Source organism: Streptomyces europaeiscabiei, from assembly GCF_001550375.1.
GTDB classification, from domain to species: Bacteria; Actinomycetota; Actinomycetes; order Streptomycetales; family Streptomycetaceae; genus Streptomyces; species Streptomyces europaeiscabiei.
In genome coordinates this window covers 13,286-29,060 of the sequence record NZ_LRTR01000926.1, presented here as the reverse complement: position 1 = coordinate 29,060, position 15,775 = coordinate 13,286, and the positions used below count along the sequence as shown (strand labels likewise).

The window sequence follows — 15,775 nt, the reverse complement described above, 5'->3', positions numbered from 1 at the left end:
CTCGTCCAGCCCCTCCAACGGCGGCCCGGCATAAGCCAGCCGCGCCCACCCCGAGCGGCCCGCCAGGGCTGGACGGTCGGACGGCTCAGCGACGGCCAGGGCCGCGCCCAGCGCGATGCCCGAGTCGTCGCAACAGGTCGGGATGGACACCCGGGTGAACTGCCCGGACTCGGCGAGGCGGCTGTTGGCGGTGATGTTGAGTGCGCAACCGCCCGCGTAGCAGAGCGTGGAGTAGCTCGGGAAGCGCTGGCTGAGGCCGGTCGCCAGCCGGGTGAGGTCCCGCTCCACGGCGGACTGCAGGGTGGCGGCGAGATCCCTGCAGATCCGCTCGTCGGGCGAGGTCCCCACCACGGTCGTACGGCCGTCCGGGGTGCGGATCTCATCGGGGAAGACGGACCCGAAGCTGTGCACGACGTCGTCGTCCGAGGAGTCGGCCAGGCCCACGTCCAGATAGCCGCCGCTGACCGGGTCGTACTCCCACCAGGTGTCTGCGTAGCGCAGCGCCGACCCGTTCAGCCGGTCCTCGTCCAGCTCCTCGAACAGGTCGGGCGAGGCGCGGCGGGTGGACTGCGGGACCAGCATGGCGCGCAGCACCGGCAGCAGGGCGTCGTCGCTCTCGCCGGTCGCCGCCAGGCCGAGCAGCTTGCCGGTGTCGAACTGGCTGCCGTGCACCCGCCGGGCCAGCGCCTCGTAGACCAGGCCGAAGCGCGGGCCGCCGCGGTTGGTGAACGACATCACCGGGGTGAGCTGGTCGCCGTCGCCGAGGCAGACCATGCCGCACTCGGCGTAGTTGCCGGTCCCGTCGAGGGCCAGCACAAGGGCTTTGCGGGCGCCGGAGCCGTAGTACGCGAGCGCGGCGTGTGCGTAGTGGTGGCGTACGGCGACGAGCGTGATGTCGCCGAGCCCTTCGGCGAGCGGCCAGTCCACCGGCTTGATCACCCGGGTCACCGCGTCGGCGAGCCCGATCCCACCCGTGGCCGTCCAGCGCGCGTCCTCGTTGACCAGCTCGACGAGCGCCGGAGGCAGGACCTGGCACACCGGGGTGTACCAGTCGGCCACCGCGACCCGGGTCACCGGGCTCGCCGCCCGCTCCCGCAGCTCCGTCAGCCAACCGGCCGCAGCCTGCGGGAAGCCGCCGTTCCCCCCGCACACGTGGCGCAGCCGCAGCCGGCGTTCCGCCTCGATGACGAGGTAGCCGTCCGTGTCGGTCAGGGCGGCGCCCGCGTCGTGGCCGAAGTGCATTCCGATCGTTGCCATGGAACCAGTCACCTATTCCTCAGCCGGCTGCGGGGGACCCGTGGACCGGTGTCCCGCCGTGGGCGGGACGCCGGGGACATCTGCGGGACCCGCTCACGACAGCGCGGCGAGGCTCTGCACGTGGTGCCGCTCCAGGAGGCCCTGCACCACCTCGCGCATGTAGGCGCAGTAGCCGGACGACATCACCTGGATCGAGCCGTTCTCCTCCTCCAGCGCGCCGGCCGAACCGCCCGAGCAGGTGCCCTGCAGCTCGCAGCCTTGGCAGCCCGGTCCGTTGGTGTAGGCGCGCATGCCGTAGTCCTGGTAGGCGGGGGAGGCGAAGATGCCCTGCCAGTCGTCGATGGTGCCCAGCACGCGGGCGGTGGCCTTGCAGGCGAAGACACTGCCGTTGGGTTCGATGGAGAGCTGTCGGCCGACCGCCGGACACGTCTTGTAGTCGGCCTGCTGAGCCCACTTGGCCTCGTCGATGATCATCTGGAAGGTCTGGTACCAGTAGCCGCTGAGCTGTACCCCGCGCTCGCGCCCGTAGTCGACCGCGGCCAGCAGCCGCTGCGCCACGTCGTGCGGGCTGTGCTGCTGGAAGAACTCCCTGGCCTGGAAGGAGACGATGACATCCAGGGAGTCCAGACCCGCCTCGGCGACGAAGTCGATCAGCGGGTTGCCCCATTTCTCCCAGGTGTACTGGGAGAGGACCGTGGTGATGCTGACCGGGACGCCTGCGGCCTTCATGTCGAGGATCGCCTTGCGGACCACCGGCCACGGGGTGCGCTGTTGCTGTCCGCCGCGGAACTCGCCGGTCTCCGGCACCAGGTAGTCGATGGAGACCGTGGTGTCGACCCGGTGCTCGGCGAGTGCCGCCAGTAGCTCGTCATCGATGCGGGAGCCGTTGCTTGTCAGGTCGTAGGACAGGGTGACCCCGTTGTGGCTGTCGCCGAACGTGCGCAACACGTGCAGGATCGTCCCCCGGGCCAGCGTGGGCTCGCCGCCGAAGAAGGACACGGTCAGATGGCCGCCGCCGTTGGCCTTGCGCAGCGCGATGGCCTCCTTGATCGTCTTCTCGGCCACCTCGCGCGACATGTGCATCGAGGGGTTGCGGCCGGTGTCCGAGCCGTGGTTCCAGTCGCCGCTCGCCAGCGTGGGCCCCGAGTCCTGGCGGGCCGGACCGGAACCGTCCTCCCGGGAGCGGCGCAACTCCACGAGCACAGGGCCGGGCTTCACGGACTCGCCGGACGTGTTGCGCTCCTCCACACCGCCGTCGAAGTTGTACGCGAAGCAGCCTTGGCAGGAGAAGTTGCAGGCGTTGGTGAGCACGAGCTGGATGGAGGAGTGGAACACCCCGGTGCCCAGCACGTCCTGGCGGTTCTCCAGCAGGCTGTCGATCTCCTGGGCCTCGTCGTGGCCCGCCTCGACGAGGAACCGCGCTTCCACGAGGTCCCGCAGCGCATCGTCGTCGATCCGCTCCCGCAGCCGGTCCACGCTGAGGCCCTGCGAGGCGTCCCTCAGGAGTTCGATCACGTCCCTGTCGATGAGCCGCGCATTTCCATACAGCGAATGGAAGGCCATGGTCCGGTCGTCGTCCTCAAAAGAATTGAGGTGTCCTCCGAAAGACGTGAAATCCCGGTCGCCCGCGGTACGCAGGGTGCGGACATAACGCGAGGACTGGTACACCGAATTCTGCATGCTGAAGACTTCTCCCTGCGTCTCACGGCTTTCGGTACGGTGCGTGGCGCGGCCATGTTCCACGGCCCGGCTGCGGAGTGCGGCGGGCGCGCGGCACGGCGTCGGCGGAGGGGATTTCGGGCGTGCTGCCCCTGGGACGCGGACCGACCCCGTCCTGGGGTTCGGTCCGCGCGGCGGCCCGGGGCCCGGCCTGGCGGACGAGCCTCGATCAGCCTCGGCGGCTAGGCGGAGGCGGACTCTTTCCGCTGCTCGGCAGGGGCGGTGTCGACCTCCGCCTGCTTGCGGACGGGCGTGATGGTCGGCGCGTTGCCCTTGTCCGGTGAGACGAACGCGCAGGGCCGCGACGACGCGGTGACCGCAGGTCGGATGACCTTCCTGACTTCGGCCATGTGGCCTCCTCGATAGGTGCGGGACACAACGCGTTCTACTGAAGCAGAAGAATATAGGGGCGATAAGTATTGATCAGGACATGCTCGAATCAATGGGCTGGCGAATAACTTATCGCGCGGAATCGATCTCCGGCTGTCCGGGGGTGGCCGGGCCGGCCTGGTGTTTGCCCGGTATCTTTTCTTGATCGGAATTCCGGCAGGCCGGCAGGTTGATCTTTACTGGTGCCTCCCGTATGGCTCAAGGGCGATACGAATTCCGGCCGGAAGGGGGTGCGCGGCCGGATGGCCTTGGCAAGACCCGGGCGGGGCAGCGGCGCGCGCGACCCTGCGGCCGTTATGTGGACCGGTTGCTCCCAGAGGCCGTTGGGGCAGCGGTGCGCCCGGCTCGGCGACGTGCAGGGCGCCACGACTTGATCACTACGTGCTCCGCTGCGGCGCATCGTCCGCACCGACCACCACGCCGCAGAGCTGCGGGACCGCGCCGACGCCCTCGCCACACAGGCCACGCACGTGCCGCAGCCGATCAGTGAACGGCTACGTGAGCACGCCGAACGTCTGCGGGGCATCGCCGCCCCATGCCGTCACCGCCGTACGTCCGTCGATCGCCATCGTCCAGCGCACCACGCGACAGGAGCCCGGACCTCCTGCGAGCGAAGGGGTTCGGCCCTGGGCTGTCCCCGGGTGGGGCCTCCATCCGTGAGTGGAGGGCGACCCTGAGAGCGAGGGTGAAGACCTGGCCAGGACGATGGCGACCCGGGCGGACGCTGCGCCGGCGGTGAGGTCCGAAGGCGGTGCGCCGGGGCGGGCACGACCGGGGTGTGGGGAGGTAGGCGGGAGGGTGGAGCCCCTGTTGTCGGGCAGGGCGTCGGCTGTCCGTTGGGCGGGTCGGCGTGCCGAAGACCATGGAGCCGGCGTCGGCCCGTGGGGCAGCGCTGGCGCCCAGCAGGTTCGGCGTCCTCCAAGATGGCGGCGGCGGACGCATGCAGGTGGGGGCATGGACGGTCTCGCCCCACTGCGCCATCGCGCCCGGCACCGTGCCCAACTGCTGCCCGAGCAGCGCGAGCTCGTATTCGACGCGCGGTGGCGCCTCGGCGTGGGCGTCCAGGTCGACGGGTCACCCGAGGCGTACGCCGTCGGTGCCGCGCCGTCGTCGGTGTGCAGGAGGAAGGCCTGTGACCGGACCGGTGAGGGACTCGCTGCCGGCTGGGCCGTGGCGGCCGGGTCCGCGGTGATGTTCAGCGTTGTGCGGCCCGGCATCAGGAGGACGCCCCGTACGCCGCGGTCCGCGCGCGCGTCAGGCATGTTCCCGGCCTCCCCGTTCGAGCGCGTACGCCTGGTTGCTGCCCCGCCGACGGCTGAGGCCGCTGGTTTCGCGGCGGATGCCCCCGTCGCCTCGGTAACAGCTGTTACCATGCTGGTATGGCGAAGACACAGTTGGGCGCGCGCGTGGATGAGGACGTTGCCGAACTCGCGAAGCGGCGAGCCGCGGACCTGGGGCTGAGCATCGGGGACTACCTTGCCCGGCTGGTGCAGGACGATGCCAGCGGCCTGCGCGCCCGTGCGGTGGACGCGGCCGCCCGCTTCCTGGCCGAACACCAGACGGTCTTCGACGAGGCCGAGGACGCCCAGCAGACCGCCCGGGGAGTGCGCGCGGCCTGATGGATCTGCACATCGACGTTCCGTGGATCCTCCAGGTCGCCGAGGCTGCCGGGGCGGACGATCCCGCCCCGGACGACTACGGCGTTCCCGTCTCGGCGGTCGCCCGCCATCGCGCCGCACTGTTCGAGCAGTCCGTCTACGACGGCCCCTACGCCAAAGCCGCCGCCCTGGTGCACACGCTGGGCCGCTGCCGCTGGCTGGAGCGCTCCAACATGGCTGTCGCCGCCGCCTGCGGCGTCATGTACCTCGAAGCCGCGGGGGTCCACGTCAAGCCCGCCCGCGAAGACGCCGTCGCCCTCAAGGACCTGCTCCTCGACCCCGCCTGCACCGCCGGGAAGATCGCCGCTCTGCTGCGGACCTGGCCCACCGCCACCTGACGCCCGCGGACGTCACTTCTCGACGATGGTGATGTCCTCGATCGGCCGGGTCATCCTGATGGTGTTGTCGATGATCTCGATGACGTGCTGCAGCCCATGGACGGAGCCTTCCTGCCCGGCAAGGCGGAACTCTTCGTATTCGCCGGCCAGATAGGCGGGGAAGCAGGTCAGGGACGGGCCGAAGAGGCGGATGTAGTCCGCGAGTCGGCGGAACAGCTTCGGCAGGATCACCTGGTGCGCGGTGATGGAAGTGAGGTCCTTGATCTTGGCGCCGTCCTCGAACGTCACGTCCTTGGCCCACACGCTATTGGGGGCCTTGGCGGCGCGTGCCCGTCGCGTGGTCTCGGCCATGTCCTCGCGCAGTTCGTCGGGGAGTTTGCTGTAGAAGGTCGGATAGACCAGGCCGAGTTCGAGCAGTCGGTGGTTGGCGGTCTGGCGCAGGTGGTCGGCGGTCACGATGGTGCGCTTGCCGTTCTTGACGCCCGGCGGCAGGTCGCCGCGGCCGACCAGAGCGATACAGCGGCCGAAGATGTCGGCACCGCTCGCGAGGACGAAGCCGGGCACGGTCTCCGGGGTCGAGGCGGTGACCTTCTCCCTCTCGTCCATGAGGATGTTGTGGAAGCCCAGCCAGGACAGCAGCTCGTCACGGGCTGCGCGCGCTCCGAGGTTCAGTGGCTGGTGTACCTCATCGGGGCCAACTCCCTCGTAGTGGGTCTCCAGCGCGTCGATGGCGTCCATCCGGACCGTGCCGCCGCCGCGGCTGTTGCGCTTGACCCGGTTCCTGCCGGGGACGTCGCACCAGAAGCCCGGATCCTGGGGCAGGAAGGAGACGGTGTCGCCGTCCGGCCGGGTGCTGATGATTCGATACGTCCCTTTGATGGCCAGCATGGGCGTGGGCGTTGGCGTGGGCATGGTTGTCTCCAGTGGCGTGGGGGAGAGGGAGAGCCTCGGACGCCATTGTCATTGCCCAGGTCCATGAAATGCGGGAACGACCAGGGGGCGCGCGAGCGGGAGAGTGGCCGCGCGCGCGAAAGGGTGAGCAGGCTGGTCGCCGCACTCGCACTACCCCGAGGTGTGGCGATCGGCTGAGTGCGGCGGGGTGACTCGGCGCGGGGCAAACGCGAAGCCGCGTCCTTGGAGCACCAGGCTGCGTTCCCACTGGTCCAGCAGGGCCTCGGCCGAGATGTCGCCGGAGTCGGGCGCCGGGCCCTGGGTGGGCTGTTCGGTCCAGATGACCTTGCCTCGGGCCATGTGGCGCGTGCCCCATCGCTGTGAGAACACCGGGCGACGAGGAACAGCCCCGCCCGCCCTCGTCCGTGGTCGCCGCCCGGCGCAGGTGTGGTGACGTGCTGCTGCCGTCGGCGACCTCGCAGATCGGGCTGTCCTGGTCGTGCAGCACGCGCAGCCGTCTCGGCTCGGTGCCGTAGCGGATGGCGTTGGTGACCAACTCGCTGATGATCAACCCGGTGGAGAAGACCAGCTCTGCCAGTCCCCAGGACTCCAGCCGCCGGGTGACGTCGGCCCTGCTTCCGGCCACGACCGCGGGGTCGCCCGGCACGTCCCAGTCGGCGACCTGCGCGGGGTTGCGCAGGCGCGTACTGGCGACGAGCAGGGCGACATCATCGCCGGCACGGGCCGGAAGCAGGGCGTCGAGGACGTCCTGGCAGGTCTTCTGCGAGGTCCGGCCGAGCGCGACAGCGCGTCGCGTAGGGCTGTGAGGCCGGTGCCGATGCCCTGTTCGCGGTCCTCGATCAGGCCGTCGGTGTAAAGGATCAGCCGGGAACCCTCGGGCAGGGTGAGTTGGGCGGTCTCGAAGGGTTCCCCGCCGCCCAGGCCGAGCGGCGGTGATCCCGGCACGTCGAGGTACTCCACGGTCCCGTCGGGATGGACCAGGGCCGGTTCAGAATGCCCGGACCGGGCCAGGGAACATTTCCCGGATGTGGGGTCGTAGATCGCGTAGAGACACGTGGCTCCGGTGACACCCTGGTCGTCCCGGTCCGCGCCTTCCTCGCTGTCGACAAAATCCCCGGACCCACCGAGCCGACGGATTGTCACGAACCGAACGTCAAGCGAGACGCCACAGCCCTGCCCGGGCTGCGTTCAGGACAGGGCGAGGATGGCCGCCGATCGAGTCGACCATGTGGCATCGGGCTTGTTGAGTGAGCAGATTCAGCAGATTCAGGCGATGTGGCGTAGAAGGCTGACGCGGAGCTCGCCGTCGAGGAGATCGTCCATCCGGGCTGCGAAGTCCTGTAGGTGGGCGGTCTGAAGGTTGGCAGCGTGTTCGGCGGGGCTGCGCCAGATTTCGTAGAAGCAGAACGAGGCGGGGTCGTCCACATCGACGTGCAGGTTGTAGGTGACACAGCCTGGCTCACGCGAGGTAGGCGCCACGAGCGCTGTGAGCGCCTGGCGCAGAGCCTGCTCCTTGCCGGACTTGGCTCGCAGCTGGGCGACGACTGTCAATGCGTGAGATTCGATGTCCGTCATCAGGGAGGGTGTTCCTGTTCGTGGCGCGGCGGCTTGTTGCCACCAGCTGCATAGGAACCACGCTAAAGAAGAGTGGTCCGGCTATACAGTCCATTTTTATGGGCTTTCACCGAACCAATCTTGCTACCGGCCTCCTCATCGAGTTGCCCGAGGACGGTGGGTCGCTCAATGAGCGCTTGACGAGTGGGATCAGGACCGCAATCGTGGAGGGCCGCCTGGCACCGGGCCACCTGCTACCCCCGAGCCGCGCGCTGGCCGCCGAACTCGGCTGCTCCCGGTGGGTCGTCAACGAGGCGTACACGCAACTCGCCGCCGAGGGCCAACTGCAGACGCGGCAGGGCTCCGGCACCCGCGTCACGACCCATCCCGCCATGCGCCACCCGGAGCGGACACCAACAATCCGGCGAGCCTCTGCCCCGCTGCCGGTGGTGGCCGACCTTCGGCCGGGCGCGCCGGACGTGGCCGCATTCCCCTCGCCTGCGTGGATCCGGTCCCTGCAGCACGTCCTCACCACCGCCGACTGGGAACCATCGGTCTTCCCGCCGGCGGCAGGAGCGCGGCGGTTGCAGGAGGTCCTCGCTGCCTATCTGAGCCGGGTACGCGGACTGACCGTCGAGGCTGACGAGATACTCATCACCTGCGGTACCTCCCATGGAGTGTCGCTGGTGGCGCGAGTCCTGGCCGCACGCGGGGTGCCGCACTTGGCCGTCGAGGATCCCGGCTGGCCCCGTCTGCACCGGGTCGCGGCCGCCGTCGGCCTGCCCACCGAGCCGGTCGCCGTGGACGCCGAGGGCCTCGACGTCGAGGCGCTGCACCAATCCGGCTCCCAGGCCGTGCTGTGCGCGCCGACCCACCAGTTCCCCACAGGCACGGCTCTGTCCCCCACGCGGCGACTGGCTTTGCTCGCCTGGGCCAAGCAGCACACCTCCGTGATCATCGAGGGCGACTATGACGCGGAGTTCCGCTACGACCGCAGACCCATTGGCGCGTTGGCCGGCCTCGACCGTAGCCGCGTGGTCTACCTGGGCTCGGTCAGCAAGACCCTGCATCCCGGAGTGCGTCTGGGCTGGATGGTCCCACCGCCGGCACTGCGCCAACCGCTGCTTGACGCCCTCGATACCGCAGCCGCCGGCCCAAGCACCCTGGACCAGCTCACCTTCGCCAGGCTGGCCGACACCGGCGGCTACGACAGACACCTACGGCGTGTGCGCAAGGCTTACAGGGCCCGCCGTGACGCCCTCGTGACCGCGCTGGGGAGCCACGCTGTCATCCGCGACTGCGGCCCGGTCCACGGCATCGCCGCAGGCCTGCACTTGCTGGTCCCCTTGCCTCCTGGGCTCCACGACGAAACGGTCGCCGAACACCTCGCAGGCCGTGGCATCGCCACCGCGGCCCTCTCTGGATACGCCATCCGGCGCCACCCGCCGGCCCTGGTCATCGGCTACGGCCGACTCGCCCCGACCCGCGCGCAGTGGGCGGCCGAGCAGATCGCGGAGGTCCTCCTCGAGCTTCGCCCATGAGCGGAAGCCCCGTCCGATTACGGTGGCTCAGTCCTCGCGATATTGGCGCGCAACCCGTCCGCAACCGGCGGACGGTGACAACCTCGGGCGGGAGACGCACGTCCGTACCAAGGCGAACCCAACCGCGGCCACCACCGACGGCATCGTCATCGACACCAGGTCCCGGTCCCTGCCCAGGAGAGGCCGAGGCAATCCGTGAACCGGCGTGCGACGACGTGGTGTTGGCGGCGCAGGTGGCCATCGACTCCCTGCGCCGGTCGGAGATCGCGTTCAAGGCCTTGGGAGAAGCCGAGGCCCGAAGGACCGTGAACCAGGCCCAGTTCCAACAGGCCGGTCTCCATGCGCCCACGCACTGCACAGCCCTCCTCACCGCGGCGATCGCGGCAACCGGCGTCGTCGTGGTCCTCGCCCTCGCCGCCCGGCGTCAGGACACCGGCGATCCCCCGCCCCGGACACCCCACGGAGCCGCCGGGCGGATCCGCCGGACCGCTTGTACTGGATGCCGAAGCGGGTGCGCGACGCCAGGCCCGCGCCCATGCCCACCGACCCACGCGCGGGGGAGGCGGGCGGCGATCGGCGTCGTAGGTGCGTAGGGTGGCGCGGGTGCGAATAGCTGTGTCCTCCGGTCGGCGTGCCGGTTACCGAAGTTGGCCGGGGCGGATCCTGATCTCGGCGCTGGCGCTGTTGTTCCTCTTCTCCGTCTATGAGGACATGCGGGAGCGGATCGTCTTCGACCCGACCTTCGACATGGAGGCCTTCGTCGGGGACTGGGTGCCGGTCTGCTCCGGAGCCCTGGCAGGAGCGATGGCCGTGCTGGCCGCGGTGCGCGATACCCGATGGGTCCCGCGGGCCGCGCTGGTGGCCTGCGCCGGCACCTTCGCGGCCACGGTGGCCTACCACTTGCTGCCGGTGAACATGGTGACCAGCGAGAGCAGCGGCAGCGAACTCATGGGCCTGCTGGTCCTCCTCGCCGTGGCGGTGCGCCGCTGCACGCCCCGGTGGGCCCCGGTGGTCGTGGCGGCCCTGGGCATCAGCGTGTTCTCCGTCCCGGTGCTGCGGGACTCGGATCCCGGCGACTTCTCCGACAGCACCGTGCTGGAACTGGCCCTGGCCTTCGTCTGCGGCCTGGTGCTGCGCCTCTACGACGTCCAACAGGAACGCACCGGACAACTGGTCCGGCAGGAGGAACGGCTTGCCCTCGCCCGTGACCTGCACGACACCGTGGCCCATCAGGTGACCGCGATCGTGGTGCAGCTCCAGGCCGTGCGCCATGTCACCGGCCGGGGCACCCCCGACCCGCGGATGCTGAACGAGATGCTCCAGGCCGTCGAGCACGCGGGCGGCGAGGCGCTGACGTCGATGCGGCGTCTGGTCGGTTCGATGCGCGGTGACGAGACCCCGCGGCATCCGGAGAACCTCGGCGAGGTGCTGACCCGCATCGTGGACGAGGCACGAGCGACGGGACTGCCGATCCGGCTGGACCTCGGACAGGAGCTGCCCAAGGACGTCCCCGCGGAAATCACCGGCGGGCTGAGCCGCGTCCTGCAGGAAGCCCTGACCAACGCCCAGCGCTATGCGCGCGGAGCGCGGACGGTGGACGTGTCCGCCCGGGTCGCGGCACGCCACGCCGAACTGGTCGTCGAGGACGACGGGCAAGGCTCTCCGTCCGGACACCGCGGCAGCCTCGGGCGGCTCGGCGGCGGCTTCGGCATCATGGGCATGCGGGAGCGGATCGAGCTGCTCGGCGGCGCCTTCGAGGCGGGGCGCCGACCCGAAGGCGGGTGGCGTGTCCACGCCTCCGTACCGCTGCACCCCGACGAGGCTTCACGGAACGCCCGTGCACGCGGACGGCACGCCGTACGATCCGGGTTGCCGCTACGGGAGGGCAGGACGGCATGACCATACGCATCCTGGTCGCGGACGATCAGTATCTGGTGCGGGCCGGGTTCCGCATGGTGCTGTCGGCCGAGTCCGACATGGAGGTGGTGGCCGAGGCCGCCGACGGCGCCTCGGCCCTGTCGCTGGCACGCGAGACGAGGCCGGACGTGTGTCTCGTGGACATTCGGATGCCTCCGCCCGACGGTCTGGAGGTCACCCGCCGACTGGCCGGCGGCGGTCATCCCGGAGCACCGAAGGTGGTCGTGGTCACCACCTTCGACCTCGACGAATACGTGTATACGGCGCTGTCGAACGGAGCGTCGGGCTTCCTCCTCAAGGACGCCGGTCCGGCGCTGCTGACCGAGGCCGTCCGGGCGGCCGTCCGCGGGGACGCCATGGTCGCCCCGCAGATCACCCTCCGTCTGCTGCAGCACTTCACCAAGGCGCGGCGACGCGGCGCATCCGAGCCGGCCGAACCGCTGACCGACCGCGAGGAGGACGTCATCCAGGGCATCGCCCGCGGACTGACCAACCCGGAGATCGCCGCCGAGTTGTACATCGCGCCCAGCACCGTCAAGACGCATCTGGGGTCGGTCCAGGCGAAGCTGGGCCTGCGCAACAGGGTCGAGGTCGCGGCCTGGGCCTTCCGTTCGGGGCGTGCCGAATAGCGATCGCGCCGTAAGACCAGTCCGGCCGGAACAGCAGCGGTCCGGCGGTCATCGAGGTCGGGCCGGAACAGCGGTCCGGCCGTCATTGCGGTCGCGCCGGAATGGCGGTCCCGCGGCGATCTCCCCCGATCGGGGGATGCGGTGCCGGACGATCGGGGGATCCGCCGGCGGGTGGCCGAGCGGGAGGCTCATGGAGGTCGCCATCAGCGGCGACACCCTCTGCCACGAGGGGCAATCCATCGAGCGTCCACCGAGGATCGGCATGCACGCATACCTGCCCCCTTCCGCCCCGGAGAGCTACGCGGCCCACGCCACCGACCTGACGAAGGTGTACGGCACGGGAGACACCCGTGTGGTGGCCCTCGACGCGGTCACGGTCGGCTTCGTCCGGAGCCAGTTCACCGCGATCATGGGTCCCTCCGGATCGGGGAAGTCCACCCTGATGCACTGCATGGCCGGTCTCGACTCGCTGTCCTTCGGGTCGGTCCGCCTCGGCGACACGGAGATCGGCTCCCTGAACGACCGTCAGCTCACCCGCCTGCGCCGCGACCGCATCGGCTTCGTCTTCCAGGCGTTCAACCTGCTGCCCACCCTGAGCGCCGTGGAGAACATCACCCTCCCCATGGACATCGCGGGCCGCAAGCCGGAACGGGCCTGGCTGGAGAGCATCATCCAGACCGTCGGCCTGGCCGACCGGCTCGACCACCGGCCCGGTCAGCTCTCCGGCGGCCAGCAGCAGCGCGTCGCCGTCGCCCGCGCGCTGGCCGGGCGGCCCGACATCGTCTTCGCCGACGAGCCCACCGGCAACCTGGACTCCCGCAGCGGGGCCGAGATCCTCGAGTTCCTGCGCGGCTCCACGAGTGCGCTGGGCCAGACCGTCGTCATGGTCACCCACGACCCCGCCGCCGCCTCCTACGCGGACCGCGTTGTCTTCCTCGCCGACGGGCGCATCGTCGACGAACTCCACGCGCCCACCGCCGAGGCCGTCCTGGAGCGCATGGGACGCCTGACACCCGCGCACCAGGTCTGACGCCCACGCCACGCCTGACGTCCGCTCACCACGCCTGACGCGCCTGCGCCCCGCGCCTGACGCGCGTCCCGCTCCCCGAGCACCCCTCACCCGGCACCCCCCGGAAGGCCGCCCGTGTTCCGCACCGCACTGCGCAACGTCCTCGCGCACAAAGCCCGCCTGCTGATGACCATGCTCGCCGTTCTGCTCGGCGTCGCCTTCGTCGTGGGCACTCTGGTCTTCACCGACACCGTCAGCAACGCCTACAAGGAGCGCTACCTCACCACATTGCGCAATGTCTCGGTCCAGGCCACACCGCCGTTCGACGAGAAATCCGGCGAGCCCGGAACCGTGGGGGAGGACACGCTACGGCGCCTGCAACGGCTGCCCGGAGTGGCGTCCGTGACCGGCTCCGTCGAAGGGTTCGCCGCCGTGGCCGCGAAGGACGGCCACCCTCTCGGCGAGGACAACGTGGCCATGGCGGGCAACTACTTCCCCCAGGCCGACGGCAAGGACGACCGCCACCCGCTGACCACCGGACGCGCCCCCACCGGGCCCGACGAGGTGCTGGTGGACACCAGCACCGCCGACCAGGGCGGCTACAAGGTGGGCGACACCGTTCGGCTGGCCATCGACGGACCGGTGCTGCACAAGAAACTCGTCGGCATCGTCCGCACCGACAGCGCCTCCGGCTCCGGCGGCACCGCGGTGTTCTTCGACGACGCCACCGCGCAGAAACTGTTGCTGAAGCCGGGTCAGTACGACGGTTTCCTTCTCGAGGCGGAGCGCGGCGCATCCGAGCAGCGACTCGCGGCCGAGGCGCGCGACCTGCTGCCCAAGGGCTCCGAGATCAGCACGGGAGCGCAGCTGCGCGAGCAGCAGCGGGCCGAGGCCGCCGAGGGGGCGGATGGGCTCAGCCAGGTACTGCTCGTCTTCGCGGCCATCGCCCTGTTCGTCGGCATCTTCGTCATCGGCAACACCTTCACCATGCTGGTCACCCAGCGTTCGCAGGAGGTGGCCCTGATGCGGGCCGTCGGCGCCGAACGCCGCCAGGTGACCCGTTCCGTCCTCATCGAGGCCGCCCTGCTGGGGCTGTGCGCAGGGGCCGCGGGGTTCCTCCTCGGTATCGGCGTGGCCATGAGCATGCGGCAACTGTTCGCGTCCACCGGATCCGGCTTCCCCGACGGGCCGTTGGTCGTCGCTCCGGGCACCGTGCTGGTCTCGTTCGTGGTGGGTGTCGTCGTCACCATGCTCGCCGCCTACCTGCCGGCCCGCCGCGCCGCCGCCGTGCCTCCCGTGGCCGCCATGTCCGCGCTCCACACACCCCCGCCGGTCCGCAGCCTCCGCAGGCGCAACGCCATCGGTGTCGTCCTGATCGTGATCGGTGTGCTCGGCGTGGTGTTCACGGCGTCCAGCGGCGAGCAGGGCCGCACCATCGTCCTCTTCCCGTCCGCCCTGCTGCTCATCGGCATCATCGTGGTGACCCCGGCGCTCTCCGGCCCGGCCATCGCCCTGGCGGGGCCCCTCCTGCGCCGCTTCGGTGTCCCGGGCACGCTGGCCGCGCGCAACGCCCGGCGCAATCCCCGGCGCACCGCTTCCACGGCCTCGGCCCTGATGATCGGGCTGTCCATGGTCACCGGCCTCACGGTGGTCGCGGTGTCCGCCACGACATCGCTGCACCAGCGGGCCGAGAACACCGTCACGGCCGACTTCGAGATCTCGTCGAGGAGAGGCGACCACCTGCCCGCGTCGGTCCATGACACCCTGGCGAAGTCCACGGCCGTGACCTCCTCGAGCCCGCAGCGCCAGAGCGCCGTCCGGATCGGAGGCGACGAGGTGAACCTGACCGGTGTGGACGCCCGGAGCATCGGCGACCTCCTCGACCCGAGCTTCGCATCGGGGTCGCTCGCGGCACTGGGCGCGAGCGGCGGCAAGAACCTGCTGATCGACACCGCAACGGCCGACCTCTACGGATGGACCATGGGTCAGCGGGTTCGGGTGGTCTATGGCGACGGCAGCCGGGGCACCCTGCGGATCGGCGGCATCTACCACGACGACGAATTCCTCCCGGCCACCATGATGCCGCTCGCCACCCTCCAGCCCCATCTCAAGGAGATCGAGGACATCTCGGTCCTGGTGCACACCAAGGACGGCGACAGCGAGACAGTACGGCGGTCCCTGCAGCGCGCCCTCGACCAGAACCCGCTCATCCGGCTGCGGAACACCGACGACCTGGCCGATTCCGCCGGTGGCGGGGACATCACGCTGCTCCTCAACATGCTGTACGGGCTGCTGGCCATGGCCGTGGTGATCGCCGTCCTGGGAGTCGTCAACACCCTCGCGATGTCCGTGTTCGAGCGCACCCGTGAGATCGGGATGCTGCGCGCGGTGGGGCTGCAGCCCGAGCAGACCAAGCGGATGATCCACCTGGAGTCCGTCCTCATCTCGCTGTTCGGGGCCCTTCTGGGCATCGGCGCGGGCATCTTCCTCGGCTGGGCCGCGGGCAGGCTCGCCTCCGACAGCATCCAGGGGTACGAGATGGTCATCCCCTGGGGCCGCATCGCCGTGGCCCTCGCGGGCGCCGCACTGGTCGGCGTGGTGGCGGGACTCTGGCCCGCCCGCCGGGCGGCCCGGCTGAACGTCCTCACCGCCCTCAAGGCGGACTGAGGCGCGCGGGACGGCTTGGTACCCGGGCGGCGGTCGGACCGGTTCCACCTCCGCCACGCGTGCCACCCGGCGCATTCCCGTCACAGGGAAGCCTCACGGATGCCTGGGTGGTCGTTAGCCCGCCCTGTTTGGCTTCGAGTGACTGAGCGGGTCTGAGCGGGGTGAAGCGGTGGTTTCGGTTGCT

Annotated in this window: 12 protein-coding genes and 1 pseudogene; 7 read left to right on the top strand and 6 right to left on the bottom strand. The window is 70.3% G+C overall.

Features of this window, described 5'->3' with window-relative positions; translation table 11 throughout:
- The 3 genes from AWZ10_RS46690 to AWZ10_RS52155 all read right to left on the bottom strand — a co-directional run.
- The coding region (locus tag AWZ10_RS46690; RefSeq protein ID WP_244172796.1) for a carbamoyltransferase N-terminal domain-containing protein at positions 1–1,257 on the bottom strand (1,257 nt) is incomplete at its 3' end.
- Positions 1,258–1,350: 93 nt separating this feature from the next.
- Positions 1,351–2,937 carry a radical SAM/SPASM domain-containing protein gene (locus AWZ10_RS46685; protein ID WP_060894308.1) on the bottom strand — a complete coding sequence of 529 codons (1,587 nt, stop codon included), beginning with the start codon at positions 2,935–2,937 and terminating at the stop codon, positions 1,351–1,353.
- A gap of 221 nt (positions 2,938–3,158) precedes the next feature.
- Positions 3,159–3,326, bottom strand: coding sequence for a hypothetical protein (locus tag AWZ10_RS52155; RefSeq protein WP_159058631.1), 168 nt, complete (start codon positions 3,324–3,326; stop codon positions 3,159–3,161).
- Positions 3,327–4,745: 1,419 nt separating this feature from the next.
- Here AWZ10_RS52155 and AWZ10_RS46680 point away from each other — a divergent pair.
- Positions 4,746–4,985, top strand: coding sequence for a hypothetical protein (locus AWZ10_RS46680; protein WP_060894307.1), 240 nt, complete (start codon positions 4,746–4,748; stop codon positions 4,983–4,985).
- Positions 4,985–5,362, top strand: a complete 378-nt coding sequence (locus AWZ10_RS46675) for a hypothetical protein (protein WP_060894306.1) — start codon at positions 4,985–4,987, stop codon at positions 5,360–5,362. The genes AWZ10_RS46680 and AWZ10_RS46675 overlap by 1 nt, the downstream gene beginning before the upstream one ends.
- Before the next feature lie 12 nt (positions 5,363–5,374).
- On the opposite strand, the gene AWZ10_RS46670 is transcribed toward AWZ10_RS46675, so the two are convergent.
- The 3 genes and pseudogenes from AWZ10_RS46670 to AWZ10_RS46660 form a co-directional block, all read right to left on the bottom strand.
- A complete protein-coding gene (locus AWZ10_RS46670; protein WP_244172795.1) occupies positions 5,375–6,274 on the bottom strand; it encodes a nuclease in 900 nt (299 codons plus the stop codon).
- Between the two features lie 270 nt (positions 6,275–6,544).
- Positions 6,545–7,381: pseudogene (locus tag AWZ10_RS49825) on the bottom strand (SpoIIE family protein phosphatase); the annotation flags it as partial.
- Between the two features lie 159 nt (positions 7,382–7,540).
- On the bottom strand, positions 7,541–7,849 hold the full coding sequence (locus AWZ10_RS46660; RefSeq protein WP_060894303.1) for a putative quinol monooxygenase: 309 nt from the start codon (positions 7,847–7,849) through the stop codon (positions 7,541–7,543).
- On the opposite strand from AWZ10_RS46660, the gene pdxR reads away from it, so the two are divergent.
- From pdxR to AWZ10_RS46635, 5 genes are all read left to right on the top strand, one after another.
- On the top strand, positions 7,825–9,369 hold the full coding sequence (gene pdxR, locus AWZ10_RS46655) for a MocR-like pyridoxine biosynthesis transcription factor PdxR (protein WP_079104740.1): 1,545 nt from the start codon (positions 7,825–7,827) through the stop codon (positions 9,367–9,369). The genes AWZ10_RS46660 and pdxR overlap by 25 nt on opposite strands.
- 603 nt (positions 9,370–9,972) lie before the next feature.
- Positions 9,973–11,268 (top strand): sensor histidine kinase, encoded by a 1,296-nt coding sequence (locus AWZ10_RS46650; protein WP_159058630.1) that lies wholly within the window; start codon positions 9,973–9,975, stop codon positions 11,266–11,268.
- The gene (locus AWZ10_RS46645; RefSeq protein WP_060894300.1) at positions 11,265–11,915 is read left to right on the top strand and encodes a response regulator; all 651 of its coding nucleotides are present in this window, start codon (positions 11,265–11,267) and stop codon (positions 11,913–11,915) included. Before AWZ10_RS46650 ends, AWZ10_RS46645 begins: the two co-directional genes overlap by 4 nt.
- A gap of 262 nt (positions 11,916–12,177) precedes the next feature.
- Positions 12,178–12,945 (top strand): ABC transporter ATP-binding protein, encoded by a 768-nt coding sequence (locus AWZ10_RS46640; protein ID WP_060894311.1) that lies wholly within the window; start codon positions 12,178–12,180, stop codon positions 12,943–12,945.
- Positions 12,946–13,059: 114 nt separating this feature from the next.
- Positions 13,060–15,591, top strand: a complete 2,532-nt coding sequence (locus tag AWZ10_RS46635) for an ABC transporter permease (RefSeq protein ID WP_060894299.1) — start codon at positions 13,060–13,062, stop codon at positions 15,589–15,591.
- The last annotated feature ends 184 nt before the right edge of the window (positions 15,592–15,775 follow it).

What these genes read in the sequence shown, in the direction of transcription:
- AWZ10_RS46645 (WP_060894300.1), top strand. Translation starts at nt 11,265, where the DNA reads ATGACCATACGCATCCTGGTCGCGGACGATCAGTATCTGGTGCGGGCC.
- AWZ10_RS46660 (WP_060894303.1), bottom strand. Translation starts at nt 7,849, where the DNA reads ATGACGGACATCGAATCTCACGCATTGACAGTCGTCGCCCAGCTGCGA.
- AWZ10_RS46680 (WP_060894307.1), top strand. Translation starts at nt 4,746, where the DNA reads ATGGCGAAGACACAGTTGGGCGCGCGCGTGGATGAGGACGTTGCCGAA.
- AWZ10_RS46670 (WP_244172795.1), bottom strand. Translation starts at nt 6,274, where the DNA reads ATGCCCACGCCAACGCCCACGCCCATGCTGGCCATCAAAGGGACGTAT.
- AWZ10_RS52155 (WP_159058631.1), bottom strand. Translation starts at nt 3,326, where the DNA reads ATGGCCGAAGTCAGGAAGGTCATCCGACCTGCGGTCACCGCGTCGTCG.
- AWZ10_RS46675 (WP_060894306.1), top strand. Translation starts at nt 4,985, where the DNA reads ATGGATCTGCACATCGACGTTCCGTGGATCCTCCAGGTCGCCGAGGCT.
- AWZ10_RS46685 (WP_060894308.1), bottom strand. Translation starts at nt 2,937, where the DNA reads ATGCAGAATTCGGTGTACCAGTCCTCGCGTTATGTCCGCACCCTGCGT.
- pdxR (WP_079104740.1), top strand. Translation starts at nt 7,825, where the DNA reads ATGCGTGAGATTCGATGTCCGTCATCAGGGAGGGTGTTCCTGTTCGTG.
- AWZ10_RS46640 (WP_060894311.1), top strand. Translation starts at nt 12,178, where the DNA reads ATGCACGCATACCTGCCCCCTTCCGCCCCGGAGAGCTACGCGGCCCAC.